The organism is Sphingomonas ginsenosidimutans, from assembly GCF_002374835.1.
In the GTDB taxonomy this organism is placed as follows: Bacteria; Pseudomonadota; Alphaproteobacteria; order Sphingomonadales; family Sphingomonadaceae; genus Sphingomonas; species Sphingomonas ginsenosidimutans.
In genome coordinates this window covers 880802-906192 of sequence record NZ_NWVD01000001.1, presented here as the reverse complement: position 1 = coordinate 906192, position 25391 = coordinate 880802, and the positions used below count along the sequence as shown (strand labels likewise).

The following is a 25391-nucleotide window of genomic DNA, read 5'->3' as shown; positions in this document are numbered from 1 at the left end:
GCGCCGCCACACGATGGCGCATCGTTTCGATGGATGTGGGGGCAAGGATGACGAACGGCGCGATGGGCACGGCACGGCGGATCGACATCGCCGACATTCCCGATCTGGCGACGATGATCGCCCCGGCCGGCAGCGTACGCACCGCCGAACGCGGCGCGGATCATATCTGCGATTACATCGTCGAGCTGGTGATCCTGATCCAGTCCGATTCGCGGTCGTGATCCCGTCGCGCGCGGCGCTCGCCGCCGCGGCGGAGCGGTCGGCGTCGATCGCGCGCGCGTGGCATGATGGCGAGGCGGTGCGCCACGTCACCGCCGCCTTCGCCGCGCTGACGCCCGACGATGCGGAGCGGGTGGCGGACGCCGCCGCGACGCTGCTGGCCGAGGCATCGTGGATCGCCGCGCTGCTCGCCCCGCTGACCGCCGCGCTGCGCGAGGACCCGTGGTTCGACGCCCCGCTGCGCGTCGCGCGCGATCCGCGGCGCACCGTGGTGCGGTTGCTGGACCTGCCCGCCGCCACCGTCTCCGCGACGGTCGCGATGGGCGACGCTGACGCGACGACGCTGACCGTTTCCGGGCGGCTGGCGGTGACGCGCTACCACCGCGCGGGCGGCGCGCGGCTGCTGCGCTGGGACGCCGGCCCGCCAGATGCGGGAGAGGCGCTGCCGCTCGCCTCGCTGCCCGCGGTCGAACTGCATGACGGGCTGGTGCTGCGCACCGATGGCCGGCGCGAGGCGACGCTGCTCGACACCGTCACGCCGGTCGCGACGGTCACCATTGCCACCCGCGCGCCCGCGATGGTGCGCGAATATGACCGCGCGACCGGCCGCCGCCTGCGCATCGCCACCGGCGACGACGGCGCGTCGCGCACCCATATGCTGCTGACGCTGCTGCGCATCGCCGGCCGCACCGACGCGGGCGCGCGCTTCGACGCCGCGACCCGCGCCGATGCCTTCCACCTGCGCTGGGAGGCGATGCGCGAATGGCTCGCGCTCGACGCCGACGCCGCGCTGCCGCGCCTGCGCGAAATGGCGGCGGGCGATCCCAACGTCGACGTGCGCGCCGCCGCCGCCGCCACGCTCGCCCGGCTGGGGGCCGCGCCATGCCCCGCCTGATCGACACCGCCGCGGACGACGCGATCACGCTCGACGAACTGGTCGATGCGCTCGACGCCGATCCCTGGGATCCGCGTGACGAGGATGCGTTCGCCGCGCGCGGCATCTGGCTGGCGCGGCTGGCGCGCAACCGCCGCTTCCTCGCCGACATGGCGATCGCCGAGCTGGAGACGCGCTTCGCCGGACAGGCGCGCAACAGCTATGGCGCGCAGGTGCTGATGCTGCGCCCGCCCGGCGGCCGCTACGCGCTACGCGCCGCCTTCTGGCCCGCTCACGGCGACGCGGTGGTGCGCGCGGCGGGGACCGCGCCGTTCTTCTACGACCTGCCGCACGACCATAATTTCTCGTTCCTGACGGTCGGTTATCTCGGGCCGGGTTATTGGAGCGATTATTATCTGGCCGACCAGGCGTTCGACGGCAGGACGCACCGCGTCGTCGGCGATCGTGCCGGGCTGACGTTCGATCGCCGCGCTCGGCTGGAACCGGGACAGGTGATGCTCTACCGCGCGCACCGCGACGTCCATGTCCAGCATCCGCCCGACCGATTCTCGGTCTCGCTCAACATCCTGGGCCACGACCGGGCGCAGCCGTGGCGGACGCAATATCGCTTCGACACCGCCACCGACACGATCGCGCAGGCGATGACGGTCACCCCGTCGGAGGCGCTTGTGACGATCGCCGCGCAGCTGGGCGGTGACGACGGCACCGGCCTGGCGCAGGATATCGCGCTCCGTCACCCGAACTCGCGAATGCGCGCGACCGCGCTCGCCGCGCTCAACGGGCTGCTCTCCCCTCCCGCCACCCACCGGCTGGCGGAGCGCGCCGCGGACGATCGCGACCCGTGCAACGCCGCCGCGGCACGCGCGATTCTGGCCGGCTGACCGGTCCAAATCGGATCAGGTGTTGCGCCACGTCAGTGCCGCCCCGGTTACGATGCGGCGATGGCGGTGCGTCTGCTGATCGAACGCCCCGGACTGGCCGCCGCGCTTCGCCAGGTCGGCCTTGCCTGCGTCGTCGAGGGCGCCGCGCCGACCGTCGTGATCGGCGCGCCCGCCGACCTGTCGATCCTTGCGCAGCGGTTCGCCGGCGCCGCCACGCTGATCGTCGCGCGGGACGAGGCGGAGGAGATCGCGACGCTTGCTGCCGGGGCCGGCGATTGCACGCGCGGCGGCGATGCGGTCATCGCGGCGCGCGCCGCCCGGCTCCATGCCCAAGCGCCCGTCTGGCGGATCGGCGACCTTGTGATCGACCGGATCGCGCGCACCGCCGCGCGCGCCGGGCGGCCGCTCGACCTGCGCCCGCGGGAATATGCGTTGCTCGCGCATCTGGCGGCGCGGGTCGGCCGCACCGTGCCGCACGACGATCTGCGCCGCGCGGTGTTCGGCCTTCGCTTCGATCCGGGCACCAACGTGCTGGCGGTGCAGGTGTCGCGCGTGCGCGCCGCGCTGGAATGCGATGCCGCGCCGCCGATGCTGCTCACCGATCGCGGGCGCGGCTATCGGCTGGTTGCGGCGCCCGTGCCCGCCCTGTAGCTAAGCCGCAGGGCTTAGGAAGAGGATGCACCATGAACGATCGCGTTTCGATCACCGTCGCCGACGGGATCGCCGACGTGCGGCTGACCCGCGCGGACAAGATGAACGCACTCGATCCGGCAATGTTCGCCGGCCTGCGCGATGCGATCGACCGGCTGGGCACGATGCCGGAGGTGCGCGCGGTGGTGCTGTCGGGCGAAGGGCGCGCCTTCTGCGCCGGGCTGGACATGGCGTCGATGGCCGGCGGCGGTTCGGGACTGAAGCTGTCGGAGCGCAGCCGCGGCCCGTCCAACGATGCGCAGTTCGTCTGCACCGGCTGGCGCGAGTTGCCGGTGCCGGTGATCGCGGCGGTGCACGGCGTCGCGATGGGCGGCGGGTTCCAGCTGCTGTCGGGCGCCGACATCCGCGTCGCGCATCCCGATACACGCATGGCGATCCGCGAAACCTATTGGGGGCTGGTGCCCGACATGGGCGGCTTCGCGCTGTGGCGCGGCACGGTGCGCGACGATATCCTGCGCGAGCTTGTCTACACCAGCCGCGAATTCTCCGCCGCGCAGGCGCAAGGCTGGGGGCTGGTGACGCATCTGGACGACGATCCCCACGCCCGCGCGATGGCGATCGCGCGCGAGATCGCCGGGCGCAACCCAGATGCCGTGCGCGGGTGCAAGCGGCTGTTCGCAGAAATGCACGACGGCGACACCGCCTCGATCCTGCTGGCCGAAAGCGTCGAGCAGGTCGCGTTGATGGGATCGCCCAACCAGGTGGAATCGGTGAAGGCCAATATGGCCAGGCGCGCGCCGGTCTTCGTCGACGGGAACCCGCCGCCGCGAAGCTGAACGCGGCGTTGTTTCAGGTTCATGCAACCGGGGTACAAGGGACACGTTTCGACGGCATTACGAATTTCGGAACGGGAGAAATGTCACATGCGTAACCTGATGCTCGCCTTTGGCGCCGCCGCGATGGTCGCCCCCACGCTCATCGCCACCACCACCGACGCGGATGCGCGCCGCCACTCGCGCTATCGCGAATGGCGCGGTGAGGACGGCCGCCTACGCTGCCGCAAGCCGGACGGCACCACCGGGCTGGTGGTCGGCGCGGTCGCCGGCGGCCTGCTGGGCCGCACGATCGACACGCGCGGCGACCGCACGCTCGGCACCGTGCTGGGCGGCGTCGGCGGCGCGCTGGCGGGCCGCGAGATCGAGCGCAGCAGCTCCAACCGCCGCTGCCGTTGAGCCTTTCGGGCTGATCGGCGTTGGAAGGGGCGCGGTCCGATGGGGACCGCGCCCCTTTTTCGTTGGAGACGACACATGCCCACCCGCAGTGGATCGGCGCGCTACGAAGGCCTTGGCAAGGACGGCAAGGGCTGGGTTTCCACTCAGTCGGGCGTGCTCAAGGACCAGCCATATGGCTTCAACACCCGGTTCGAGGACGGCGCCGGCACCAACCCGGAGGAGCTCATCGCCGCCGCGCATGCCAGTTGCTTCACCATGGCGCTCAGCTTCGCATTGGCCGGCGCCGGCTATCATGACGGTACGCTGGAGACGAGCGCGAAGGTCACCGTCGAAAAGGATGGCGACGGCTTCACCATCACCTCGTCGAAACTCGATCTCACCGCCACGGTCCCCGGCATCGCCGTCGATGAGTTCGAGAAGATCGCGAACGAGGCAAAGGCCGGCTGCCCGGTGTCGAAATTGATGACCGCCGAAGTAACGTTGACCCACCATCTGTCAGAGTAACTTGCGCGCGCGTGAACGGGCAGTAATGTTACGTTCACGCAACCGCGCGGCGTCTTCATCGTTCTCCCCGTTACTTTCGTCGATCAAGGAGAACAGTGATGCGTATCATCCTGGGTACGGTGTTGGCAGCGACCACGCTGGCCACGGTTCCGGTCGAGGCCACCGCGCAGACGCCGCCGCAGGCCGATCGCGAATATCGCCGCGACATCAATGATGCGCGCCGCGATTATCGTGATGACCTGCGCCGCGCGGACTCGCGCCGCGACGTGCGTGACGCCCGACGCGACTATCGAGATGACGTGCGCGACGCGCGACGCGATCGCAACGATACGGTGCGCGACTGGCGGCGATACAATCGCTACGACCATAACCGGTTCGAACCGGGCCAGCGCGGTTACGACCCGGCCCGCTACTACCGCGACGGGCGTTATTACCGGCAGCGCGCGCTGACCCGCAACGACCGCGTCTATCGCGGCTACAACGGCCGTTACTACTGCCGCCGGTCGGACGGGACGACCGGGCTGGTCGTCGGCGGCTTGGCCGGCGGTGCGCTGGGCAATATCATCGCCGGCGGCGGCTCGCGGCTACTGGGCACGGTGATCGGGGCGGGCGGCGGTGCGCTGCTCGGCCAGTCGATCGACCGCGGGCAGGTCGTCTGCCGCTAAGCGCGGCTTGACCAGGCGGAGGCGGCCCCGGCATCGCGCCGGGGCCGTTTTCGCATCAGATGATCCCGCCGCCCAGCATCAGCCGCAGGCCGAAGATCAGGATGAGGATCAGGTTCAGGTTGCGCCCGCCGTTGCGGGACGACAGCGCGCCGATCGCCGCGCCGACGACCGCGATCGGGATGACGAACCAGTAGCCCCAGGCGAAGAACGGCAGGAACGGCACGATGCCGAGCACCAGCGCCACCAGACCGATGAGGATGGAAAGCAAGTTGAGCATGACGGGAACATGGCCCTGCCACAGGTGTATTGCAAGAGTGAGACACGGAAGGGTTCGTTAACGCCGCCCGCGCCATGCCTCTTGCTCCTTTCCCTCGCCACGGACGGCCGATGCGACGCACGACGATCACCCCGCGCCTTCCCGGCATCGCTGCCATCCTTGCCGCGGCGCTCGCGCTGGCGGGGTGCGGATCGCCGAAGCCCGCGGCCGGTCCCGACGTCAATGCCGTCGATGCGGCGCTGCTCGGCAATAATGCCGACCCTGCGCTGACCGCGGCGTTGCGCGACCAGATCATGGTCGATCCGATGCTGGTGCAGCAGGCGAACGACGATGCGGTGCGCCCGCCGACCATGCCCGCGTCCGGCGCGGTGCCGCCCGACGGGATCGCGCAGGCGGCGATGCCCAAGGATCCGCTCGCCGGCCAGACGCTGCGCAGCGCCCCCGCCCCGTCCGCCGACTGCCCGCAATGCGCCGTCGCGCGCCGTGCGCTGACGCTGGGGGCGCTCGCCGGAGGACAGGGTGGCGCGACCGCGCAATGCGCTGGCCGCGTCGCTTACTCGGCGGTCTGGGCGACGCGCCTGCCGGGCAGCATCCCGCTGATCGCCGACGCGCGCGTGATCGAGGCGGCGGGCGCCGATGGCGACGGCTGCCGCCTGCGCATCGTCACCTTCGCCAGCGCGCAACCGATGCAGCGGCTACTCGACTATTACTACACCCGCGCCACCGCCGCCGGCTTCCGCGCCGGACATCAGGCGGACGGCGCGGAACATGTGCTGGCGGGCACGAAGGCCGGCGGGGGCGCGTTCCTGGCGCTCCTGCGCCCGCACGCCGGCGGCGGCACCGAGGTGGATCTGATGGTCGACGGCGGCTGATCCGCGCTATCGTCGCGCGATGCCGTACCTCCTCCTGCTCGCCGCCATTCTCTCCGAAGTGGTCGCCACCACCGCGCTCAAGCAATCGGACGGCTTCACCCGCCCGTTCCCCGCGCTGGTGACCGTCGCTGGCTATGCGATCGCCTTCTACTGCCTGTCGCTGGCGCTGCGCACGATCCCCACCGGCGTCGCCTATGCGATCTGGTCGGGGGTCGGCATCGTGCTGGTCACCGTCGCGGCGCGGATCGTCCACGGGCAGCGGCTCGACCTGCCGACGCTGGCGGGCATGGCGCTGATCGTCGCGGGGGTGGCGGTGATGAACCTGGGGCCGCGCGCCGCGGCGTCATGATCCGGGGGCATGACGCACGGTCAATTCCCTTCCGCGGCGAAAGCCGGTAGGGACGCGCGATGAATTCCCTCCTCCTCGTCATGGCGGGCGGCGCGATCGGTTCGGGCGCCCGCTTTCTCACCGGACAGGCGACGCTGGCCGCCTTCGGTCCCGGCTGGCCCTCCGGCACGCTGACCGTCAATATCGTTGGCAGCTTCATGATGGGGGTGCTGGCCGGCATCCTCGCACGCATCGGCATGGGGGGCGAGACATGGCGGCTGCTGCTGGGCACCGGCGTGCTCGGCGGCTTCACCACCTTCTCGGCCTTCGCGCTGGACACCGCCAACATGGTGGAGCGCGGCGATCCCGTCGCCGCGCTCTCCTATGTCCTCGCCAGCGTCGTCGGCGGGCTGATCGCGCTGTTCGCCGGGCTGATGATCGTCCGCGCGCTGTCCGGGGCGGGAGCATGAGCGACGGCGACGACAACGTCCGCCAGTTCACGGTCGGCTACGACGACGACGGCATCCGCGTCGATCGCTGGTTCAAGCGGCATCTGGAGGGGACCAGCTTCACCACCGTCGCCAAATGGGCGCGCACCGGGCAATTGCGGGTGGACGGCGCGCGCGTCGGCCCCGGCGACCGGTTGCAGGCCGGACAGGTGCTGCGCGTTCCCCCCGCCGAACCGGTTCGCACCGATGCCAGGCCGCAGCGCCAGCGCCCGCCGCTGAGCGATGACGAGGCGACCTTCGCGCGTGAGATGGTGATCCACAAGGACGCACAGGCGCTGGTCCTCAACAAGCCACCCGGCCTCGCGACGCAGGGCGGGACGAAGACGGTCCAGCATGTCGACGGCCTGCTCGACGCGCTGCAATATGAGGCGGAGGGGCGGCCCAAGCTGGTCCACCGCCTCGACAAGGATACGTCGGGCGCGCTGCTGGTCGCGCGCACTACCCGCGCTGCGGCGTTCTTCGCCAAGAGCTTCTCGGGCCGTTCCGCCAAGAAGGTCTATTGGGCGCTGGTGGTCGGCGTCCCCTCGATCGACGACGGCACGATCGACCTGCCGATCGCCAAGCAGCCCGGCACCGGCGGCGAGAAGATGCACGTCGACGAGGCGGAGGGCAGCCCCGCGCGCAGCCGCTATCGCGTGATCGAGCGGGCCGGCAACCGCGCCGCCTGGGTCGAGCTGCAACCCTTCACCGGGCGCACCCACCAGCTGCGCGTCCACATGGCGGCGATCGGTCATCCGATCGTCGGCGACGGCAAGTACGGCGGCCCGGCGGCGTTCCTGACCGGCGGGATCAGCCGCAAGATGCACCTCCACGCGCGCCGCATCCGCGTCGACCATCCCGACGGCGGCGAGATCGACGTGACGGCGGAGCTGCCGACGCACTTCGCCGAAAGCCTGGCGGGGCTGGGGTTCGAGGCGATGGCCGGCGACATGATGCCGCTCGACAGCTTCACCCCGCCCACGCGCGAGGAGAAGAAGGCCAAGGCGCGCGCGCATGCCAAGAGCGTCCGCAAGGAACGTCGCGGCGAACGGCGCGGCCGCGGCGCGGACGACACACCGCGCGGCGGCGGGAGTGGCGGCGGTCGCCCGCGCAGCGGCTCGCGAGCGGGCAGCGCGCCGGCTCGCCCCGCCGGCTCCCGCGGCGGCGCGCCCCGCGGCGGCGGTGCGCCGAAACGCTGACGATGCATCCCGATCCGGCCTTCGCGATCGATACGGCCGCGTGCCGCACGGTCGCGCGGCGGCTCGGCTTCGCGCAGGTCGCGCTGTCCGCCGGCGGGCGGCTGGCGCTGGTCCATGCGCCGCTGGTGCTGGCGGGCGACGACACGCTCACCTTCCACCTGTCGCGCCGCAACCGCGCGCTGCCGATCGCCGACGGCACCCCCGCGATCGCCGGGTTCGTCGCGACCGACTTCTATGTCAGCCCCGACTGGTATGTCGTGGACGGACAGGTGCCGACATGGAACTATGTCGCGGTGGAGGCGGAAGGGACGATCACCGCGCTCGACGATGACGCGCTGATCGCGCAGATCGACGCGCTGGGCGCCGAGCAGGAGGCGCGGCTTACCCCCAAGCCGCCGTGGACGCGCGCGAAGATGCCCGATGGCCGTTTCGACGCGATGCGCCGCGCGATCGCCGGCTTCACGCTGTCGATCGCCGCGTGGCGCGGCACCGCCAAGCTGTCGCAGAACAAGTCGGCCCCCGACCGTGCCGGCGCGATCGCGGGCCTTCGCGCCGCGGGCCACGACGATGCGGCGTCATGGATGGAAAGCGGCGTCGCGGCAGGCGACGTCCGGCGTCAGACCGCGGTCACCGCCCCGTCGATCACGCCCCAGCCGGCATAGACCGCCAGCGCCACCGCGGCGGTCGCCGTCACCCCGAACAGGACGTAGCCGACATATTCCAGCATCGGCGGGTTGGGCCGCGCCAGCTTGCGGTTGCGCGACGCACCCGACAGCACGAAGCTCAACAACATCCCGTAGGTCAGCGCCACCGCCTCGATCATTCCCGCCTCGCTCGTCCCGTAAAGGTCCAGCGGCCACCCCCCAGCAGCCTTGGTATGCGTTAACCATATCATGGCCTTGCTACCCAGAGGTTAACGATCGCCCTGCCCCGCGCATCGCTCGCCTTATCGCCCGGCACGGCTCCCGCCCGCACGCGCGACGTTATGGCGCGCGGCGACGCGCTGGTCTAAGGCGCCCGCCATGTCCCTTCGTCTCGCCGTATTTGACTGCGACGGCACCCTCGTCGACAGCCAGGCCAACATCTGCCGCGCGATGGAGGCCGCCTATGCCGCCGCGTCCCTGCCGCCACCGCCGCGCGCCGCGATCCGCGGCATCGTCGGGCTGAGCCTGGTGGAGGCGGTGGCGGTGCTCGCCCCCGACGCCCCGCCCGCGCTCCACGAACAGCTGGCGGAGGATTACAAGGCAGCGTTCCGCGCGATGCGCGCCGCAGGCGAACTGGAGGTGGAGCCACTGTACGACGGCCTGATCGCCGCGCTCGACGCGCTCGCCTCGGCCGGGTGGCTGCTCGGCGTGGCGACCGGCAAGTCCGACCGCGGCCTCGCCCACGTTCTGGCGCACCACGGCCTGTCGGCGCGCTTCGTGACGCTCCAGACCGCCGACCGCCACCCGTCGAAACCGCACCCGTCGATGCTGCACGAGGCGATGGCGCAGGCAGGTACCGATCCCCACATGACTGCGATGATCGGCGATACCAGCTACGACATGGAAATGGCGCGCGCCGCGGGCGTCCGCGCGGTCGGCGTCACCTGGGGCTATCACGACGCGGCGCAATTATGGGCGGCGGGCGCCGATGCGGTCGTCCACGATTACGCCGACGTGCCGGGGGCGCTGGCATGAGCGGGGATCCCGCGGTGGGGCGCTGGGCGCTGATGATGGCGGTGCGGGTCGCGGCCACGCTCGGCGCGGTGCTGGGCGTCGTGCTGCTCGGCCGGGCCGAGGCGTGGGGTCCGAAGCTGCTGGGCGTCGCGATCGTCGCCAGCGCGCTATGGGTCATCGCCACCGTGCCGCGCGCGCTGGCGCACCGCTGGCGGACGCCAGAATGAAGCGCTTCTGGAAGAGCGTCGCCATCGACGGCGAGCGCGTCGTCCGGCTCGACGATCGCCCGGTGCGCACCCCCGGCCGCGCCGCATTGGCACTGCCGACCGACGCGCTCGCCGCCGCGGTCGCCGACGAATGGCGCGCGGTCGGCGAGACGCTCGACCCGCGGGCGATGCCGCTGACCGGGCTGGCCAATGCCGCGATCGACCGGATCGCCGCGCAGCCCGCCGCCTTCGCCCATGGGCTGGCCCGCTATGGCGACAGCGACCTGTTCTATTACCGCGCCGATGCCCCGCGCGAACTGGTCGAGCGGCAGGAGGCCGCCTGGGACCCGCTGCTCGACTGGGCGCGCACCCGCTACGACGTGCATCTCGAAACCACCGCCGGGGTGATGCACCGCGCGCAGCCGCCCGCCACGCTGGCCCGACTGGCAGAGGCGGTGGCGGCACGCGATGCCTTCCACCTTGCCGCGCTGTCGCCGCTGGTGACGATCACCGGCACGCTGATTGGCGCGCTGGCGCTGGCCGAGGGCGCGACCGACGCCGACACGCTGTGGGCCGCCGCAATGGTGGATGAGGATTGGCAGGCCGAACGCTGGGGTGAGGATACGCTGGCGGCCCAGACGCGCGCAGCGAAACGCCGCGATTACGACGCCGGGGTGCGGTTCCTGTCGCTGTTGTGACGGGTGGACGGGGCGGTCGAATCTCCTCCGTCATGCCGGACCAGATCCGCCCGGCAACGACGGGCCGAACGCCCCCCGCCGCCTACGCCTCGCGCGTGCGCAGCTTGCGGATGAAGCCGATCAGCCCGGTCTGCCGCGACCGCTTCAGCCGTTCGGCCGCCAGGATCGTCTTGACCTTGGCATAGCAGCTTTCGACATCGTCGTTGACCAGCACATAGTCGTACCCGTCCCAATGGCTCACCTCGGCATCGGCGCGCGACATGCGGCGGTCGATGATCTCCTGCGCGTCGGTGGCGCGGCCCTCCAGACGGCGGCGCAGTTCCTCCATCGACGGGGGCAGGATGAACACGCGCACCACGTCGCCGCCGGCGATCTGGTGCAGCTGCTGCGCGCCCTGCCAGTCGATATCGAAAAGCACGTCGTTGCCCGCCGCCAGCATCGCCTCCACCGGCGCGCGCGGCGTGCCGTAGCGCTGGTCGAACACATGCGCCCATTCCAGGAACTCGCGCGCCTCCACCATCTCGCGGAACTTGTCGAGCGTCACAAAATGATAGTCGCGCCCGTCCTCCTCGCCCTCGCGGATCGCGCGCGTGGTGGCGGACACCGACAGCGACAGCTCCGGCTCGCTGGCCAGCAGCTTGCGCGCGATCGTCGACTTGCCCGCGCCCGATGGCGAGGACAGGACGAACAACACGCCGCGGCGCTTCATGTTGTGCGGGTCGGCGGTACGGTCGGAATCCATGGCGGCTGATGGCCCGCCGCCCCCCTTCCCGTCAAGCCGACAGGCGCGCCGCGTGCCAGTCGAGGTGATCGCCCATGAAGGTGGAGATGAAGTGGTAGCTGTGGTCGTACCCCGGCTGCATCCTGAGCGTCAGGTCGATGCCCGACGCCTCACACGCCGCCGCCAGCAATTCGGGGCGCAGCTGTTCGGCCAGGAAGCCATCGGCATCCCCCTGATCGACCAGCAATTCCTTCACCCGCGCGCCATCCTCGATCAGCGCGACCGCGTCGTGACGGCGCTTCGCCGCCGCATCGTCGCCCAGATAGCGGTCGAGCGCGCTGCCCCACGGCACCTGCGTCGGCGCGACGATCGGCGCGAAGGCGGACACCGCCCGGAACCGCTTGGGATGGGTCAACCCGATCGTCAGCGCGCCGTGCCCGCCCATCGAATGGCCCATGATCGACTGGCGATCCATGTCCACCGGAAATTCTGCGGCGACCAGCGCCGGCAGTTCGTCGGTGACATAGGTCCACATGCGATAGTTCGCCGACCACGGCGCCTGCGTCGCATCGACGTAGAAGCCGGCGCCCTTGGCGAAGTCCCACGCCTCCTCATCCGGCACGTCGTCGCCGCGCGGCGACGTGTCGGGCGCGACGAAGATCAGCCCGTGGCGCGCGCAATGCGCGCGGAACTCGCCCTTGTCAGTGACATTGGCATGGGTGCAGGTCAGCCCCGACAGATACCACACCACCGGCAGACGCGCGCCCGGCGCATGATCGGGGACATAGACCGAGAAGGTCATGTCGGTGCCGGTCGCCGTGGACGCATGGCGGTACACGCCCTGCGTCCCGCCATGCGCCCTGGAGGTCGAGACGCTGTCCATCGCTGTTTCCCGGATACAAAGGGGGGCCGCCCCGGCGCCGGGCCGGGGCGGCGACATGGTCACGCCGCGGCCGGCATCCGGTGCATCGCGCACAATTTGTTGCCGTCGGGGTCGCGCAGATACGCCAGGTACAGGTTCATGCCGTTGCCGCTGCGCACCCCGGGCGGATCCTCGATCGCGCGGCCGCCCGCGGCGACGCCCGCCTCATGCCAGGCGTTGGCCTGCTCCGGCCCGTCGACCGCAAAGCCCACCGTCATGCCGTTGCCCGGCGTCGCGGCTTCGCCGTCGATCGGCGGGGTGACCAGGAACAGGCCGCCGTTGTGCATGTAGATGAGCCGCCCCTTGGGATCGACCATCCCCGGCCTGCCGCCCAGCGCCGCGAATAGCGCGTCGTAGAACGTCTTCGACCGGTCGATGTCGTTCGATCCGACCATCATGTGCGAATACATATCCTGCTCCTCCTCGCTTGTTGTCTCAGAACACCACGACGCTGCGGATGCTCTCGCCCGCATGCATCAGGTCGAACCCCTTGTTGATCTCCTCCAGCGTCAGCCGGTGGGTGATCATCGGGTCGATCTGGATCAGCCCGTCCATATACCAGTCGACGATCTTCGGCACGTCGGTGCGCCCGCGCGCGCCGCCGAACGCGGTGCCCTTCCACACGCGACCGGTGACCAGCTGGAACGGGCGGGTGCTGATCTCCTTGCCCGATTCGGCCACGCCGATCACGATCGATTCGCCCCAGCCGCGGTGCGCCGCCTCCAGCGCCTGGCGCATCACGACCGTATTGCCGGTGCAGTCGAACGTATAGTCGCCGCCGCCATCGGTCATTGCGATCAGGTGCGGCACGATCTCGCCGACGTCCTTCGGGTTGACGAACTCGGTCATCCCGAACCTGCGGCCCCATTCCTCGCGGTCCGGGTTGATGTCGACGCCGATGATGCGGTGTGCGCCGGCCAGCTTGGCGCCCTGGATGACGTTCAGGCCGATCCCGCCCAGCCCGAACACGATCACCGTCGCGCCCGGCTCCACCTTGGCGGTGTTGACGACGGCGCCGACCCCGGTGGTCACGCCGCAGCCGATGTAGCAGCTGGTGTCGAACGGCGCATCGGGGCGGATCTTCGCCACCGCGATCTCCGGCAGTACAGTGAAGTTCGAGAAGGTGGAGCAGCCCATGTAATGGTAGATCGGCTGCCCCTTGTAGCTGAAGCGCGTCGTGCCGTCCGGCATCAGCCCCTTGCCCTGCGTCGCGCGGATCGCGGTGCACAGGTTGGTCTTCTGGCTCAGGCATGATTTACACTGGCGGCATTCCGGCGTGTAGAGCGGGATGACATGGTCGCCCGGCGCCACGCTGGTGACGCCCGCGCCCACTTCGCGCACGATACCACAGCCCTCATGCCCCAGCACGCTGGGGAACAGCCCCTCGCTGTCCAGCCCGTCCAGCGTATAGGCATCGGTATGGCAGATGCCGGTCGCCATGATCTCGACCAGCACCTCGCCCGCCTTCGGGCCTTCCAGGTCGAGTTCGACGATCTCCAGCGGCTTCTTCGCCTCGAACGCGACGGCGGCGCGGGTCTTCATGCAATCGGTCTCCACGGTGGGTCGCCCGGCCCTTACGGCGCGCGGCGGGTGCCATCAAGGCGCGAACCGGCTACACCGGCGCGATGACCGATATACCGCCCCGACCGCTCTCTGGCGTCCGCGTCCTCGAACTCGCCCGCATCCTCGCCGGGCCATGGGCCGGGCAGCTGCTCGCCGATCTGGGCGCCGACGTCATCAAGGTGGAACGCCCCGGGGAGGGCGACGACACCCGCCACTGGGGCCCGCCGTTCCTGACCGGCGCGGACGGGGAGAACCTGTCCGCGGCCTATTACCATGCCTGCAACCGCGGCAAGCGGTCGGTCGCGGTCGACATCGCCACGCCGAACGGGCAGGCGCGCGTCCGCGATCTGGCGGCGGGCGCGGACGTGGTGATCGAGAATTACAAGGTCGGCGGGCTCGTCAAATACGGCCTCGACGCCGCCACGCTGCGCGCCACCGATCCGCGGCTGATCGTCTGTTCGGTCACCGGCTTCGGACAGGACGGTCCCTATGCGCACCGCGCCGGCTACGACTTCATCGTCCAGGGGATGGGCGGGATCATGTCGATCACCGGGGAGCCGGACGGCCCGCCGCAAAAGGGCGGGGTCGCCTTCGCCGACCTGTTCACCGGCGTCTACTCGGTCGTCGCGATCCTGGCGGCGCTGCACGACCGCGCGCGCACCGGCACGGGCACGCATATCGACATGGCGCTGCTCGACACGCAGGTCGCGGTCCTGGGCAACCAGGCACTCAACTGGATGGCGAGCGGGGTGGTGCCGGTGCGGATGGGCAACGGCCATGCCAATCTGGCGCCCTACCAGAGCTTCCCGACTGCTGACGGCAACCTCATCATCGCGGTCGGCAACGACCGGCAGTTCGCGAAACTGTGCGATGTGCTGGGCGTCCCCGACATGACGCACGATCCGCGCTTCGCCACCAACCCCGCCCGCGTCACGAACCGTGCCGCGCTGCTGCCGCTGGTCACCGCGCGGACGGTTCTATGGCCCAGCGCCGACCTGCTCGCCGCGCTGGAGGCGGCCGGGGTGCCGGTCGGCCCGGTCAACCGCATCGACCAGGTATTCGCCGATCCGCAGGTGGTGGCGCGCGGAATGCGGCTGATGGTCGACGGCCTGCCCGGACTGGCCGCGCCGATCACCTATGACGGCACCCGCATCCGCGCCGACCGCGCCAGCCCGCGGCTCGGCGAGCATCAGGATGCGGAGTGGGCCGCCGATAGAGAAAACCCGCTTTGAAACAAACGTCATCCCAGCGAAAGCTGGGATCTCACTGCAACTGAGCGCGCTCCTCGCCACAGGAGGCCCCAGCTTTCGCTGGGGCGACGCGCATTGAGTATCCTACGCGTCTCAAACCCGCGTCGAAACACCCGCCTTCGCAGCCTTGCGCCGGTCGTACGCCTTCTTCGCGACATAGGCGCCGCCCAACGCCATGCCCAGCGGGCCCATGCGCGTCACCGCGCGCGTCGCCAGCGCGCCGAACAGCGCACCGCCCGCGCCGCCACGCCCGTCGCGGCGGTCCAGTTCGCGCCCCACCAGCGCGCCGAGAATCGTGCGGATCATGCCTTCACCCTTTCCGAAATCGTGTTGCCCAGCGTCTCGATACCCTTCAGCACGCCCCAGCCGATCGCCCAGGTGGCGACCACCGGCAGCACCACCTTCAGCACGTTGGCGGTGATCGCGCCGTACAGCGCACCATCCGCGACGCTGTCGTCGTCGCCCGACATCGCATCGATCGCGCCGCCGATCAGCGCGCCCATCGTCGTCACACCCATGGTGGCAGGATCCTTCATCGTTACGCCCGCGCTCAATGCGGCACGCGCACGTCAGTTCCCCAGCATCGCTTCCGGCCACACCACGCGGTCGAACGTCTCGGCATCCACCAGCCCCAGCGCGATGCCCGCCTCCTTCAGCGTCAGCCCCTCGACGTGCGCGTGCTTGGCGATCTTGGCCGCATTGTCGTACCCGATCTCCGGCGCCAGCGCGGTGACCAGCATCAGCGACCGGTCCAGCAACTCGCCGATCCGCGCCTCGTTCGCCTCCAGCCCCTGGACGCAGCGCTGCGCGAAACTGTCGCACCCCGTCGCCAGCAGGTCGATCGAGCGCAGCACCGCCGCGCCGATCATCGGCTTGAACACGTTCAGCTCCAGATGCCCCTGCGCCCCGCCGACGGTGATCGCGACATGATTACCGATCACCTGCGCCGCGACCATCGTCAGCATCTCGCATTGCGTCGGGTTGACCTTCCCGGGCATGATCGAGCTGCCCGGCTCGTTGGCGGGCAGGTCCAGTTCGCCCAGCCCGCACCGCGGGCCGGAGCCGAGCAGGCGGATATCGTTGGCGATCTTCGTACACGCCGTCGCCAGCGTGTTGAGCACGCCCGACAGATGGACCAGCGGGTCGTTGCTCGCCAGCGCCTCGAACATATTGTCCGCGGGACTAAAGGGGATGCCGGTCAGCCCGCGCACCTCGGCGCAGAAATCGCGCGCAAAGCCCTTCGGCGCGTTCAGCCCGGTGCCCACCGCGGTGCCGCCCTGCGCCAGCCGGTCGGTCCCCTGCTCCACCGCCGGCTCGATGCGGCGCAGGCAGCGATGGATCTGGTGCGCATAGCCCGAAAATTCGTCGCCCAGCGTCAGTGGGGTCGCATCCTGCAAATGCGTCCGTCCGATCTTGACGATCCCCGACCATTGCCGCGCCTTGGCATCCAGCGCGGCGTGCAGCCGCTCCGCCGCGGGGATCAGCCGCCGCCGCACCGCGATCGAACAGGCGATGTGCAGCGCGGTCGGGAAGCTGTCGTTCGACGATTGCCCGCGATTCACGTCGTCATTGGGATGGACCGGCGCCTTGCCGCCGCGCGTCCCCGTCATGATCTCGTTGGCGCGGCCAGCGATCACCTCGTTGACGTTCATGTTCGATTGCGTGCCGCTGCCGGTCTGCCAGATCACCAGCGGGAACTGGTCGTCCAGCATCCCGTCGGCGACTTCCTGCGCCGCCGCCTCGATCGCATCGGCCTTGTCGGCGGGAAGTCCATGGCGCCGGTTCACCCGCGCGGCCGCCTGTTTCACGATCGCCAGCGCATGGACGATCTCGATCGGCATCCGCTCGCGCGCGCCGAACGGGAAATTCTCCAGGCTGCGTTCGGTCTGCGCGCCCCAATAGGCATCGGCCGGCACCTCGATCGCACCGATCGAATCGGTTTCGGTCCGCGTCGCGCTCATCCTGTCTCTCCGTCCTGTCCGCTGCGTTACCGCATGAACCCGGCGGCGGCGTCAGTCGATCCGCTTCGACAGGAAGTAGCGCGCTTCGCCCGGCGGATAATCGTCGATCTGCCCGAACGCGGCATAGCCCAGCTTCTCGTAGAAGCCGCGCGCCTGGAAACTGTAGGTGTCCAGCCACACGCCGACACACCCCAGCCGCCGCGCTTCCTCCTCCGCCGCCAGCATTAACGCCCGCCCCTCGCCGCGCCCGCGCCGCTCGGGCGGCAGTGCCAGATACTGGACGAACAGCCAGCGATAGCCGGTCGTCCCCCACAATCCGCCGACGATCGCCCCGGCATCGTCGCGCACCGCCAGCGCCACGTCATGCCGCTCGGTCGGACCGGCGGCGGCATCGTTATGCGCCCGCAACGGCGCCAGGATCGCCTCGCGGACGGCGGCGTCGGGATGGGGGATACGGTCGATCATCGGGGTTCCCGGATGGTGGCGGCGATGCAATCACCTGATGCCCCGGTTCGCCTTGTCAATCTACGGGCCGAAGGGCGGTGGCCCAGCCCCCTCCGTTCGCCCTGAGGAGCCGTTGAGCCTGCCGAAACGGCGTCTCGAAGGGCCGGGGTGGCGGCGGTGCTTCGAGACGCGGCTTCGACAAGCTCAGAATCTCCTCTCCACGAACGGCTGGAGGTTGCGGGCCTCGCGTCACCCACTCACCCCATCGCCACGTCACGGGAATGAATCCCGTGACGTCGGACGCGCCCCTGGCGCGCCGGCCGTGACGGTGCGTTGCCGCGCAACCGACACAGAAACTGTGTCGCTCGCACCGTCACTTCTTCCGCTTGAAATCCACCGCGACGACGTTCGATCCGTCCTCCACCGGCGCGGCTGGGGGGCCGTCGTTCTCGGCCGGGTCGTGCCCGCCGGGGCCGTCCTCCGGCCCTTCCTGCGCCTGGAACCGCAGCTCGAAATTGACCGCGGGGTCGTGGAATCCGGTGATCGCCGAATAGGGGATCACCAGCTTCGACGGCACCTGGTTGAAGCTGAGCCCGACCGAAAAGCGCCGGTCGTCCACCGTCAGGTCCCAGAAACGGTTCTGCAGGACGATCGTCATCTCGTCCGGGAACCGCTCGATCAGGCGGGCGGGAATGTCCACGCCGGGCGCCTGCGTCTTGAAGGTGATGTAGAAATGGTGCTCGCCCGGTAGCCCCCCCGATTCGGCCACCGTCCCCAGCACGCGGCCCACCACCGCGCGCAGGGCTTCCTGCACGATTTCGTCATAGGGGATCAGGCTGTCGGGCAGCATGTCGTTCATGCCCCCTTGGGTAGCGCCATGATGCGCGGGGTCAAGGTTGCTTGGACGCGCGGCATCGTTATGGGGTGCTGCCCATCATGCGCACCGCCACGATCCGCCGCGACACCAGCGAAACCAAGATCGCCGTCACCGTCAACCTCGACGGCACCGGCGCCTATGCCGTGACAACGGGCGTCGGCTTCTTCGACCATATGCTCGAACAGCTGTCGCGCCATTCGCTGATCGACATGGATGTGACCTGCGACGGCGATCTGCACATCGACCAGCACCACACGGTGGAGGACACCGCGCTGGCGCTGGGCAGCGCGATCGCGCAGGCGCTGGCCGACAAGCGCGGCATCCGCCGCTATGGCGACGCGCTGTCGCCGATGGACGAAACGCTGACCCGCGTCGCGCTCGACATTTCCGGGCGCCCGTGGCTGGTGTGGAAGACCGAATTCACCCAGACCCGGCTGGGCGAGATGGATACCGAGATGTTCCAGCATTTCTTCCACAGCTTTGCCCAGGCCGCCGGCATCACGCTGCACATCGAAACGCTGTACGGCGACAACAACCACCACATCGCCGAAAGCGCGTTCAAGGGCCTCGCCCGCGCGCTGCGCCAGGCGGTGGAGATCGACCCGCGCAAGGCCGACGCGATCCCGTCGACCAAGGGAACGTTGTGAGCGCGTTTCGCAGCAGCGGCGCGCTGTGCGTCATCCTGCTCGACTATATCCGCCCGCTGGCCGACGTGGACGCACAGATGAACGCGCATGTCGCGTGGCTCGAAGCGGCCTTTTCGGGCGGCGCGTTCCTGGTCGCCGGGCGGCGTGATCCGCGCACCGGCGGGGTGATCGTCGCGCGCGGCACCCGCGAGGATGTCGAGGCGATCGCGGCGACCGATCCGTTCGTGACCAGCGGCGTCGCCACCGCGCAGGTCGTGGCGTTCGACGCCCGTTTCGCCGCCGCCGCAGTTCGGGAGTGGCTGGCATGACCCTGGCGCTGATCGACTACCAGGCCGGCAACCTTCACTCGGTCGAAAACGCGCTGCGTGCCGCTGGCTGCACCGACCTCACCGTCACCGCCGACCCGGACGTAGTCGCGCGCGCCGAGCGGATCGTGCTGCCGGGCGTCGGCGCCTTCGGTGCGTGCGCCGCGGCGTTGCGCGCCATCCCCGGCATGGTCGATGCGATGCGCGCGCGGGTCATCGACGGCGGCACGCCGTTCCTTGGCATCTGCGTCGGAATGCAATTGCTTGCCGATACCGGTGAGGAACTGGGCACCCACGCGGGCCTCGGCTGGATCGCCGGCACCGTCCGGCGCATCGACACCGCCGGCAGCGACGCGAAGGTGCCGCACATGGGCTGGAACGATGTCGTCCCCCTCGGCGACCACCCGCTGATCGTGCCGGGCGAGGCCTATTTCCTCCACAGCTACGCCTTCGACGGTTCGAATGTCGTCGCCACCACCGACCATGCCGGCCCGGTGACCGCCGCGGTCGCGCGCGACACGATCGTCGGCGTGCAGTTCCACCCCGAAAAGAGCCAGCGTTACGGGCTGGCGATGCTCGAAAGGTTCCTTGCATGGAAGCCGTGACCGCCCCGCTGATCGTCTTCCCCGCGATCGACCTGAAGGCCGGGCAGGTCGTTCGGCTGGCGGAGGGCGATATGGCGCGCGCCACCGTCTATGGCGACGATCCCGCGCACCAGGCGACGCTGTTCGCCGAGGCGGGGGCCGGGCATCTCCACGTCGTCGACCTCGACGGCGCGTTCGCGGGCGAAAGCGTCAACGGCGATGCGGTGCGCGCGATCGTCGCGGCCTTCCCTGGCCACGTCCAGCTGGGCGGCGGCATCCGCACCCCCGCCAGTGTGGAGGCGTGGTTCGACCTGGGCGTCGCGCGCGTCGTGATCGGCACCGCCGCGCTGGAAAACCCGCAGTTCGTCCGCGACATGGCCGCCGCCTTCCCGGGCGGGATCGTCGTCGCGGTGGATGCGAAGGACGGCATGGTCGCGACCAAGGGCTGGGCCGACGTTTCGACCACCAGCGCGGTCGACCTCGCCCGCCGGTTCGAGGATGCCGGGGTCGCCGCGGTGCTGTTCACCGACGTCGGCCGCGACGGCCTCCTCAAGGGCTGCAATGTCGAGGCGACAGTCGATCTGGCGCGGGCGGTCGACATTCCCGTGATCGCCAGCGGCGGGGTGGCGGGCATTGCCGACATCCACGTCCTGGCGTTGCACGCGCGCGACGGGATCGAGGGGGTCATCACCGGCCGTGCGCTCTACGATGGCCGGCTCGACCTTGCCGCCGCGCTCAGCGTCGCCGCCGCCGCCTGACCGGCGCCCGACCGTCGAATGACCAACTTGTAACGCAACACGCCGCCCCGCGCGGCGTATCTTCCGCCATCACCAGTGATGGAGGATGTTGTGAAGCGTTTCGCCGTTCTGATCGCGCTGCCGCTGATGGTGGCCTCGACCTCGCCCGCGCTCGCCAAGGGTTGCCTGCGCGGCGCCGCCGCCGGTGCGGTCGCCGGCCATTATGTCGGCAAGGGCCATGCCGTGATGGGCGCGATGGCCGGCTGCGCGGCGATGCACCACCATTACGCCAAGCAGGCGAAGGCAAAGGCGCAGGCCGCGCCGCGCTGATCGACGGGGCAAGCGATGCTTGCCCCGCACCGCCCGCGCGGGCATGGAGCGGCGCATGACCGTCCGCGCCCGCGTGATCCCCTGCCTCGACGTCGCCGGCGGCCGCGTGGTGAAGGGCGTGAATTTCGTCGACCTGATCGACGCCGGCGATCCGGTGGAACAGGCGCGCGCCTATGACGCGGCCGGCGCGGACGAACTGTGCTTCCTGGATATCACCGCCAGTCATGAGGCGCGCGGCACGATCCTCGACGTGGTGCGGCGCACCGCCGCGGTCTGCTTCATGCCGCTGACCGTCGGCGGCGGCGTGCGCACCGCCGAGGATGCGCGCGCGCTGCTGCTGGCCGGGGCGGACAAGGTCGCGGTCAATTCCGCCGCCGTTGCACGGCCGGAAGTGGTCGCCGATATCGCCGAACGCTTCGGCAGCCAGTGCTGCGTCGCCAGCATCGACGCGCGCCGCAGCGGCGAGGGATGGGAGGTGTTCACTCACGGCGGCCGCCGCGCCACCGGAATCGACGCGGTCGCGCACGCGCTGCGCCTCGCCGAACTGGGCGCGGGCGAGCTGCTGGTGACGTCGATGGACCGCGACGGCACGCGCGACGGCTACGACCTGGCGCTGATCCGCGCGATCGCCGACCGCACGTCGGTGCCCGTCGTCGCGTCGGGCGGGGTCGGATCGCTAGACGATCTGGTGGCGGGCGTTACGGAAGGTCACGCCTCCGCGGTGCTCGCCGCGTCGATCTTCCATTTCGGGCAGGCCACCGTCGCGCAGGCGCATCAGGCGCTCGCCGCCGCCGGCGTGCCGGTGCGCGCGCATTGAGGCAGCCGCGCGCCGCCGCGGCGATGGCGATGGCCATGCTGCTGTCGGCATGCGGCGGGCGCTACGCTCCGGTCAGCGACTGGCCGGTACGGATCGGCAAGCCCTATCAGGTGCGCGGCACCACCTACACCCCCGCCGCCGACCCGACGTACGACATGCTCGGCTATGCCAGCTGGTACGGCAATGAATCGGGCAAACGTACCGCCAATGGCGAACGCTTCCGCGCCAAGGCGATCAGCGGGGCGCACACCACCCTGCCGCTGCCCAGCTATGTCGAGGTGACCGCGCTCGACACCGGGCGCACCATCCTGCTGCGCGTCAACGACCGCGGGCCGTTCGCGGCCGGGCGGATCATCGATCTGTCGCGCGGCGCGGCGGAGGAACTCGGCGTCCGCCCGCAGGGGCAGGTCGCGGTGCGCGTGCGCGTCGTCGACCCGCCCGAGCGCGACCGCGCCCGCCTGCGCGCCGGCAAGCCCGCCGCCCCGCGCCCGCCCGCCTCCCCCGCGACGATCGCCAACCTGCGCGCGCAGCTCGACACCGGCCGCCGCGCGCTGGGACTGGCGCCGTAAGTCGACCGTCCGCTCCGTTCGCCCTGAGGAGCCATTGAGCTTGTCGAAACGGCGTCTCGAAGGGTGCTTCGAGACGAGGCTCCGGCAGGCTCAGCCTCTCCTCAGCACGAACGGATGGGGGGTGAAGGACATCCATCCCCAAAGGTCGCCCCAGCGAAGGCGGGCGCCTCGCGATGGGACGAATGCCCCCCGTAACCTCCCGCTAACCATCCCCCCGCTACCCCCGCCGGCGATGCGCAGCGTGTTCCTCATCCTACTGCTGATCGGCCCCGCGCTGGCGCAAGGCGGGCATGACGGCCGTGTCGCGCCCGCCACCGGCCCGGCGCTGTCGGACGTCGCGCTGTTCGTCATGGCCGCGCTCGCGATCTGGCTGACGCGCCGCGCGCTTCGCCGCCGTCATCACCGCAAGGATTGACCGCGGCCACGCGAGCGGGCACCCGCCGCGCCATGGCCGACGATATCCTTGATCGCCTCGCCGCCACGATCGCCGCCCGCAAGGGCGCCGACGCCGGCAGCTCCTATACCGCCTCGCTGTTCGCGCGCGGCCGCGCGCGGATCGCGCAGAAAATCGGCGAGGAAGCGACCGAAACCGTCATCGCCGCAATGGGCAACGATCCGGCGACGATCGTGCCCGAGGCCGCCGACCTGATCTATCACCTGCTCGTCCTGCTCGCCGATGCCGGGCTGACGCTGGACCAGGTGCGCGCCGAACTGGCGCGGCGCGAAGGGACCAGCGGCCATGACGAAAAGGCCGCGCGCACGCCCGCGGCGAACGGCCTGCCCCTCTCCTTCCGCCCCGAATGAGGTGATCCGATGAGCGTCGATGCGACCCAGCCCTATGACGACGGCAACATCTTCGCCAGGCTGCTGCGCGGCGAGATCCCGTCGCGCCGCGTGTATGAGGACGAGCATGTCGTCGTCTTCCACGACATCGCGCCCTGGGCGCCGACGCACCTGCTGGCGGTGCCGCGCGGCCGCTACGTCAGCTGGGACGATTTTTCCGCCAACGCCAGCGATGCCGAAATCGCCGCCTTCACCCGCGCGATCGGCAAGGTCGCGCGCGACGCCGGGCTGGTCGAAACCGGCTATCGCCTGATCGCCAACGCCGGTCGCGACAGCCATCAGGAGGTGCCGCACCTCCACGTCCACATCATGGCCGGGCGCCCGCTCGGCCCGATGCTGGTCGAGAACGACGGCCGAAAGTAACACGGGATACCGTCACGTCCGCGCAACACTATTGCGCGGGCGTGAAGTGACGCTAGGCTCCCCGCCATCACACTCCCCGGGGGGATAGGAATTTCATGATTTTCGGGCGCGTCAAACCTCTCGAGGCGATTCTCGCCACCGCGGAGAAGAAATCGCTTCACCGCACGCTCGGCTGGTTCCAGCTGACCCTGTTCGGAATCGGGTGCGTCATCGGCACCGGCATCTTTGTGCTCACCGCCGCCGGCGCGCAGAAAGCGGGCCCGGGGCTGATGCTGGCCTTCGCGATCGCGGGCGCGATCTGCATCGTCGCCGCGCTCTGCTATGCCGAGATCGCGGCGATGATCCCGGTCGCGGGGTCGGCTTATACCTATACGTATTCGACGATGGGCGAATTGCTCGCCTGGACGGTCGGCTGGGCGCTGATCCTCGAATATGCGGTCGCCGCCAGCGCGGTCGCGGTCGGCTGGTCGGGCTATTTCAGCGGCACCATCCTCAACCAGTTCCTCGGCATCCATCTGCCGACATGGCTGTCGGCGGCGCCGCTGGCGCTGGGCGGCGCGCCGGGCGGGCTCATCAACCTGCCGGCGGTCGTCATCGCGCTGCTCATCACCTGGCTGCTGATGATCGGAACGACCGAAAGCGCGCGCGTCAATGCGGTGCTGGTCGCGATCAAGGTGACGGCGCTGACCGCGTTCATCATCCTGACGCTGCCCAGCGACCATTTCGATGCCGCGCGCTTCAATCCGTTCCTGCCCGCGGGCGTGTTCGGCGGATTCGGGTCGGGCGTCGGCGCGGTGGGCGCGGCGGCGACGATCTTCTTCGCCTATGTCGGCTTCGATGCGGTCTCCACCGCCGCCGAGGAAACCAAGAACCCGCAGCGCAACGTACCGATCGGGCTGATCGGGTCGCTGCTGTTCTGCACCATCTTCTACATCCTGGTCGCCGCCGGTGCGATCGGCACGATCGGCGGACAGCCGATCATGGGGCCGAACGGCATCCCCTTCCCCGCCGGGTCGGAGGAACTGGCGCGTCAGTGCGCGCTGCCGGCCTATCGCGATGCGCTGGTCTGCTCGAACGAGGCGCTGGCGCATGTGCTGCGCGCAATCGGCTGGTCCAAGGTCGGCAACATGCTCGGCATCGCCGCCTTCCTGGCGCTGCCCTCGGTCATCCTGATCCTGATGTTCGGTCAGACGCGCATCTTCTTCGTGATGAGCCGCGACGGGCTGCTGCCGGAACGGCTGTCGACCGTCCATCCCAAGTGGAAGACACCGCACATCGTCACCGCCGTCACGGGCGTGGGCGTGGCCTTCGCCGCCGCCTTCCTGCCGGTCGGGCAACTGGCCGATATCGCCAATGCCGGAACGCTCTACGCCTTCATGATGGTGGCGGTGGCGGTGATGATCCTGCGCCGCACCGCGCCGCATCACCCCCGCAACTTCCGCACCCCGGCGCTGTTCCTGGTGGGGCCGGCGACAATCCTGGGCTGCGTGTTCCTGTTCTTCAACCTGCCCACCGCCGCAATGCTGGTGCTGCCGGTTTGGGGCGCGATCGGGATGGTGATCTATTTCGGCTACAGCCGCAGCCACAGCCATGTCGGCCGCGGCATCATCGAAGTCGTCGACGACCCGTCGATGACTCCCGGCACGCACTGATCGCACCGCGATCGTCGAAAAACGGGGCCGGCG

General features: G+C 70.2%; 39 protein-coding genes. 28 read left to right on the top strand and 11 right to left on the bottom strand.

Annotated features, from left to right (window positions below; all coding sequences use genetic code 11):
* The first annotated feature begins 47 nt into the window (after positions 1-47).
* The 8 genes from COA17_RS19275 (at position 48) to COA17_RS04220 (ending at position 5047) form a co-directional block, all read left to right on the top strand.
* Positions 48-221: a hypothetical protein gene (locus COA17_RS19275; protein WP_156445705.1), complete on the top strand. Its 174-nt coding sequence runs from the start codon at positions 48-50 to the stop codon at positions 219-221.
* Positions 218-1114 (top strand): hypothetical protein, encoded by an 897-nt coding sequence (locus COA17_RS04250; RefSeq protein ID WP_096610325.1) that lies wholly within the window; start codon positions 218-220, stop codon positions 1112-1114. Before COA17_RS19275 ends, COA17_RS04250 begins: the two co-directional genes overlap by 4 nt.
* On the top strand, positions 1102-1995 hold the full coding sequence (locus COA17_RS04245) for a transposase (protein WP_096610323.1): 894 nt from the start codon (positions 1102-1104) through the stop codon (positions 1993-1995). The genes COA17_RS04250 and COA17_RS04245 overlap by 13 nt, the downstream gene beginning before the upstream one ends.
* Before the next feature lie 60 nt (positions 1996-2055).
* Complete coding sequence (locus COA17_RS04240) at positions 2056-2646, top strand: winged helix-turn-helix domain-containing protein (RefSeq protein ID WP_066486600.1); 591 nt, start codon at positions 2056-2058, stop codon at positions 2644-2646.
* A 32-nt stretch (positions 2647-2678) separates the two neighbouring features.
* Complete coding sequence (locus COA17_RS04235) at positions 2679-3482, top strand: crotonase/enoyl-CoA hydratase family protein (protein WP_096610321.1); 804 nt, start codon at positions 2679-2681, stop codon at positions 3480-3482.
* 87 nt (positions 3483-3569) lie between these two features.
* Positions 3570-3878, top strand: a complete 309-nt coding sequence (locus COA17_RS04230) for a glycine zipper 2TM domain-containing protein (RefSeq protein ID WP_070321830.1) — start codon at positions 3570-3572, stop codon at positions 3876-3878.
* A 75-nt stretch (positions 3879-3953) separates the two neighbouring features.
* Positions 3954-4382, top strand: coding sequence for an OsmC family protein (locus COA17_RS04225; RefSeq protein WP_096610319.1), 429 nt, complete (start codon positions 3954-3956; stop codon positions 4380-4382).
* Between the two features lie 98 nt (positions 4383-4480).
* Complete coding sequence (locus COA17_RS04220) at positions 4481-5047, top strand: glycine zipper 2TM domain-containing protein (RefSeq protein ID WP_096610809.1); 567 nt, start codon at positions 4481-4483, stop codon at positions 5045-5047.
* A 55-nt stretch (positions 5048-5102) separates the two neighbouring features.
* Here COA17_RS04220 and COA17_RS04215 read toward each other — a convergent pair whose 3' ends face one another.
* Positions 5103-5324 carry a hypothetical protein gene (locus COA17_RS04215; RefSeq protein WP_066488795.1) on the bottom strand — a complete coding sequence of 74 codons (222 nt, stop codon included), beginning with the start codon at positions 5322-5324 and terminating at the stop codon, positions 5103-5105.
* A 110-nt stretch (positions 5325-5434) separates the two neighbouring features.
* Between COA17_RS04215 and COA17_RS04210 the strand changes: the two genes are divergently transcribed.
* From COA17_RS04210 to COA17_RS04190, 5 genes are read left to right on the top strand one after another with little or no spacing between them, the layout of a single operon-like run.
* Positions 5435-6196, top strand: coding sequence for a hypothetical protein (locus COA17_RS04210; protein WP_096610317.1), 762 nt, complete (start codon positions 5435-5437; stop codon positions 6194-6196).
* Between the two features lie 19 nt (positions 6197-6215).
* Entirely contained in the window at positions 6216-6545 is a 330-nt protein-coding gene (locus tag COA17_RS04205) for a DMT family transporter (RefSeq protein ID WP_096610315.1), read from the top strand.
* Between the two features lie 59 nt (positions 6546-6604).
* Positions 6605-6994: a fluoride efflux transporter CrcB gene (crcB, locus tag COA17_RS04200; RefSeq protein ID WP_096610313.1), complete on the top strand. Its 390-nt coding sequence runs from the start codon at positions 6605-6607 to the stop codon at positions 6992-6994.
* Positions 6991-8211: an RluA family pseudouridine synthase gene (locus COA17_RS04195; RefSeq protein ID WP_096610311.1), complete on the top strand. Its 1221-nt coding sequence runs from the start codon at positions 6991-6993 to the stop codon at positions 8209-8211. Before crcB ends, COA17_RS04195 begins: the two co-directional genes overlap by 4 nt.
* A 2-nt stretch (positions 8212-8213) precedes the next feature.
* The gene (locus COA17_RS04190) at positions 8214-8873 is read left to right on the top strand and encodes an FMN-binding negative transcriptional regulator (RefSeq protein WP_096610309.1); all 660 of its coding nucleotides are present in this window, start codon (positions 8214-8216) and stop codon (positions 8871-8873) included.
* Here COA17_RS04190 and COA17_RS04185 read toward each other — a convergent pair.
* On the bottom strand, positions 8828-9106 hold the full coding sequence (locus COA17_RS04185) for a hypothetical protein (protein ID WP_425442663.1): 279 nt from the start codon (positions 9104-9106) through the stop codon (positions 8828-8830). The genes COA17_RS04190 and COA17_RS04185 overlap by 46 nt on opposite strands.
* Before the next feature lie 127 nt (positions 9107-9233).
* Between COA17_RS04185 and COA17_RS04180 the strand changes: the two genes are divergently transcribed.
* The 3 genes from COA17_RS04180 to COA17_RS04170 are packed head-to-tail and all read left to right on the top strand — an operon-like array spanning position 9234 to position 10773.
* Entirely contained in the window at positions 9234-9890 is a 657-nt protein-coding gene (locus COA17_RS04180) for an HAD-IA family hydrolase (RefSeq protein ID WP_096610307.1), read from the top strand.
* Positions 9887-10096 (top strand): hypothetical protein, encoded by a 210-nt coding sequence (locus COA17_RS04175; protein ID WP_096610305.1) that lies wholly within the window; start codon positions 9887-9889, stop codon positions 10094-10096. Before COA17_RS04180 ends, COA17_RS04175 begins: the two co-directional genes overlap by 4 nt.
* Positions 10093-10773, top strand: a complete 681-nt coding sequence (locus COA17_RS04170; RefSeq protein WP_096610303.1) for an ATP12 family chaperone protein — start codon at positions 10093-10095, stop codon at positions 10771-10773. The genes COA17_RS04175 and COA17_RS04170 overlap by 4 nt, the downstream gene beginning before the upstream one ends.
* Before the next feature lie 82 nt (positions 10774-10855).
* Here the strand turns inward: COA17_RS04170 and gmk are convergent, their stop codons facing one another.
* From gmk to COA17_RS04150, 4 genes are read right to left on the bottom strand one after another with little or no spacing between them, the layout of a single operon-like run.
* Positions 10856-11515 carry a guanylate kinase gene (gene gmk / locus COA17_RS04165; protein ID WP_066490225.1) on the bottom strand — a complete coding sequence of 220 codons (660 nt, stop codon included), beginning with the start codon at positions 11513-11515 and terminating at the stop codon, positions 10856-10858.
* 31 nt (positions 11516-11546) lie between these two features.
* Positions 11547-12377 carry an S-formylglutathione hydrolase gene (gene fghA, locus COA17_RS04160; protein ID WP_096610301.1) on the bottom strand — a complete coding sequence of 277 codons (831 nt, stop codon included), beginning with the start codon at positions 12375-12377 and terminating at the stop codon, positions 11547-11549.
* A 59-nt stretch (positions 12378-12436) separates the two neighbouring features.
* Positions 12437-12826, bottom strand: a complete 390-nt coding sequence (locus tag COA17_RS04155) for a VOC family protein (RefSeq protein ID WP_066490220.1) — start codon at positions 12824-12826, stop codon at positions 12437-12439.
* A gap of 25 nt (positions 12827-12851) precedes the next feature.
* Positions 12852-13958, bottom strand: a complete 1107-nt coding sequence (locus COA17_RS04150) for an S-(hydroxymethyl)glutathione dehydrogenase/class III alcohol dehydrogenase (protein ID WP_066490218.1) — start codon at positions 13956-13958, stop codon at positions 12852-12854.
* 83 nt (positions 13959-14041) lie between these two features.
* On the opposite strand from COA17_RS04150, the gene COA17_RS04145 reads away from it, so the two are divergent.
* Complete coding sequence (locus COA17_RS04145) at positions 14042-15211, top strand: CaiB/BaiF CoA transferase family protein (protein ID WP_096610299.1); 1170 nt, start codon at positions 14042-14044, stop codon at positions 15209-15211.
* Between the two features lie 111 nt (positions 15212-15322).
* Here COA17_RS04145 and COA17_RS04140 read toward each other — a convergent pair whose 3' ends face one another.
* From COA17_RS04140 to COA17_RS04120, 5 genes are all read right to left on the bottom strand, one after another.
* Positions 15323-15535, bottom strand: coding sequence for a hypothetical protein (locus tag COA17_RS04140; RefSeq protein ID WP_096610297.1), 213 nt, complete (start codon positions 15533-15535; stop codon positions 15323-15325).
* Positions 15532-15765 (bottom strand): hypothetical protein, encoded by a 234-nt coding sequence (locus tag COA17_RS04135; protein WP_331710181.1) that lies wholly within the window; start codon positions 15763-15765, stop codon positions 15532-15534. Before COA17_RS04135 ends, COA17_RS04140 begins: the two co-directional genes overlap by 4 nt.
* Before the next feature lie 33 nt (positions 15766-15798).
* On the bottom strand, positions 15799-17190 hold the full coding sequence (fumC, locus tag COA17_RS04130) for a class II fumarate hydratase (protein ID WP_096610295.1): 1392 nt from the start codon (positions 17188-17190) through the stop codon (positions 15799-15801).
* Positions 17191-17241: 51 nt separating this feature from the next.
* Positions 17242-17655 (bottom strand): GNAT family N-acetyltransferase, encoded by a 414-nt coding sequence (locus COA17_RS04125; RefSeq protein ID WP_066490209.1) that lies wholly within the window; start codon positions 17653-17655, stop codon positions 17242-17244.
* Between the two features lie 352 nt (positions 17656-18007).
* The gene (locus COA17_RS04120; protein ID WP_066490207.1) at positions 18008-18493 is read right to left on the bottom strand and encodes an SspB family protein; all 486 of its coding nucleotides are present in this window, start codon (positions 18491-18493) and stop codon (positions 18008-18010) included.
* Between the two features lie 77 nt (positions 18494-18570).
* On the opposite strand from COA17_RS04120, the gene hisB reads away from it, so the two are divergent.
* From hisB to COA17_RS04065, 11 genes are all read left to right on the top strand, one after another.
* A complete protein-coding gene (gene hisB / locus COA17_RS04115; RefSeq protein WP_066490236.1) occupies positions 18571-19158 on the top strand; it encodes an imidazoleglycerol-phosphate dehydratase HisB in 588 nt (195 codons plus the stop codon).
* Positions 19155-19466 carry a YciI family protein gene (locus COA17_RS04110; RefSeq protein WP_066490206.1) on the top strand — a complete coding sequence of 104 codons (312 nt, stop codon included), beginning with the start codon at positions 19155-19157 and terminating at the stop codon, positions 19464-19466. The genes hisB and COA17_RS04110 overlap by 4 nt, the downstream gene beginning before the upstream one ends.
* On the top strand, positions 19463-20068 hold the full coding sequence (gene hisH / locus COA17_RS04105) for an imidazole glycerol phosphate synthase subunit HisH (RefSeq protein WP_096610293.1): 606 nt from the start codon (positions 19463-19465) through the stop codon (positions 20066-20068). The genes COA17_RS04110 and hisH overlap by 4 nt, the downstream gene beginning before the upstream one ends.
* Positions 20056-20805 carry a 1-(5-phosphoribosyl)-5-[(5-phosphoribosylamino)methylideneamino]imidazole-4-carboxamide isomerase gene (gene hisA, locus COA17_RS04100; protein ID WP_176484790.1) on the top strand — a complete coding sequence of 250 codons (750 nt, stop codon included), beginning with the start codon at positions 20056-20058 and terminating at the stop codon, positions 20803-20805. Before hisH ends, hisA begins: the two co-directional genes overlap by 13 nt.
* A 90-nt stretch (positions 20806-20895) precedes the next feature.
* Positions 20896-21114, top strand: a complete 219-nt coding sequence (locus tag COA17_RS04095) for a hypothetical protein (protein ID WP_420542569.1) — start codon at positions 20896-20898, stop codon at positions 21112-21114.
* A gap of 55 nt (positions 21115-21169) precedes the next feature.
* Positions 21170-21931, top strand: a complete 762-nt coding sequence (gene hisF / locus COA17_RS04090) for an imidazole glycerol phosphate synthase subunit HisF (protein ID WP_096610803.1) — start codon at positions 21170-21172, stop codon at positions 21929-21931.
* A 23-nt stretch (positions 21932-21954) separates the two neighbouring features.
* Entirely contained in the window at positions 21955-22500 is a 546-nt protein-coding gene (locus COA17_RS04085) for a septal ring lytic transglycosylase RlpA family protein (protein ID WP_096610291.1), read from the top strand.
* A 241-nt stretch (positions 22501-22741) separates the two neighbouring features.
* A complete protein-coding gene (locus COA17_RS04080) occupies positions 22742-22915 on the top strand; it encodes a hypothetical protein (RefSeq protein WP_420542565.1) in 174 nt (57 codons plus the stop codon).
* Positions 22916-22947: 32 nt separating this feature from the next.
* Positions 22948-23304 carry a phosphoribosyl-ATP diphosphatase gene (locus COA17_RS04075; protein ID WP_066491918.1) on the top strand — a complete coding sequence of 119 codons (357 nt, stop codon included), beginning with the start codon at positions 22948-22950 and terminating at the stop codon, positions 23302-23304.
* Positions 23305-23313: 9 nt separating this feature from the next.
* Positions 23314-23706 (top strand): HIT domain-containing protein, encoded by a 393-nt coding sequence (locus COA17_RS04070; protein ID WP_066491916.1) that lies wholly within the window; start codon positions 23314-23316, stop codon positions 23704-23706.
* Between the two features lie 95 nt (positions 23707-23801).
* On the top strand, positions 23802-25358 hold the full coding sequence (locus COA17_RS04065) for an amino acid permease (protein WP_096610289.1): 1557 nt from the start codon (positions 23802-23804) through the stop codon (positions 25356-25358).
* Positions 25359-25391: the final 33 nt, after the last annotated feature.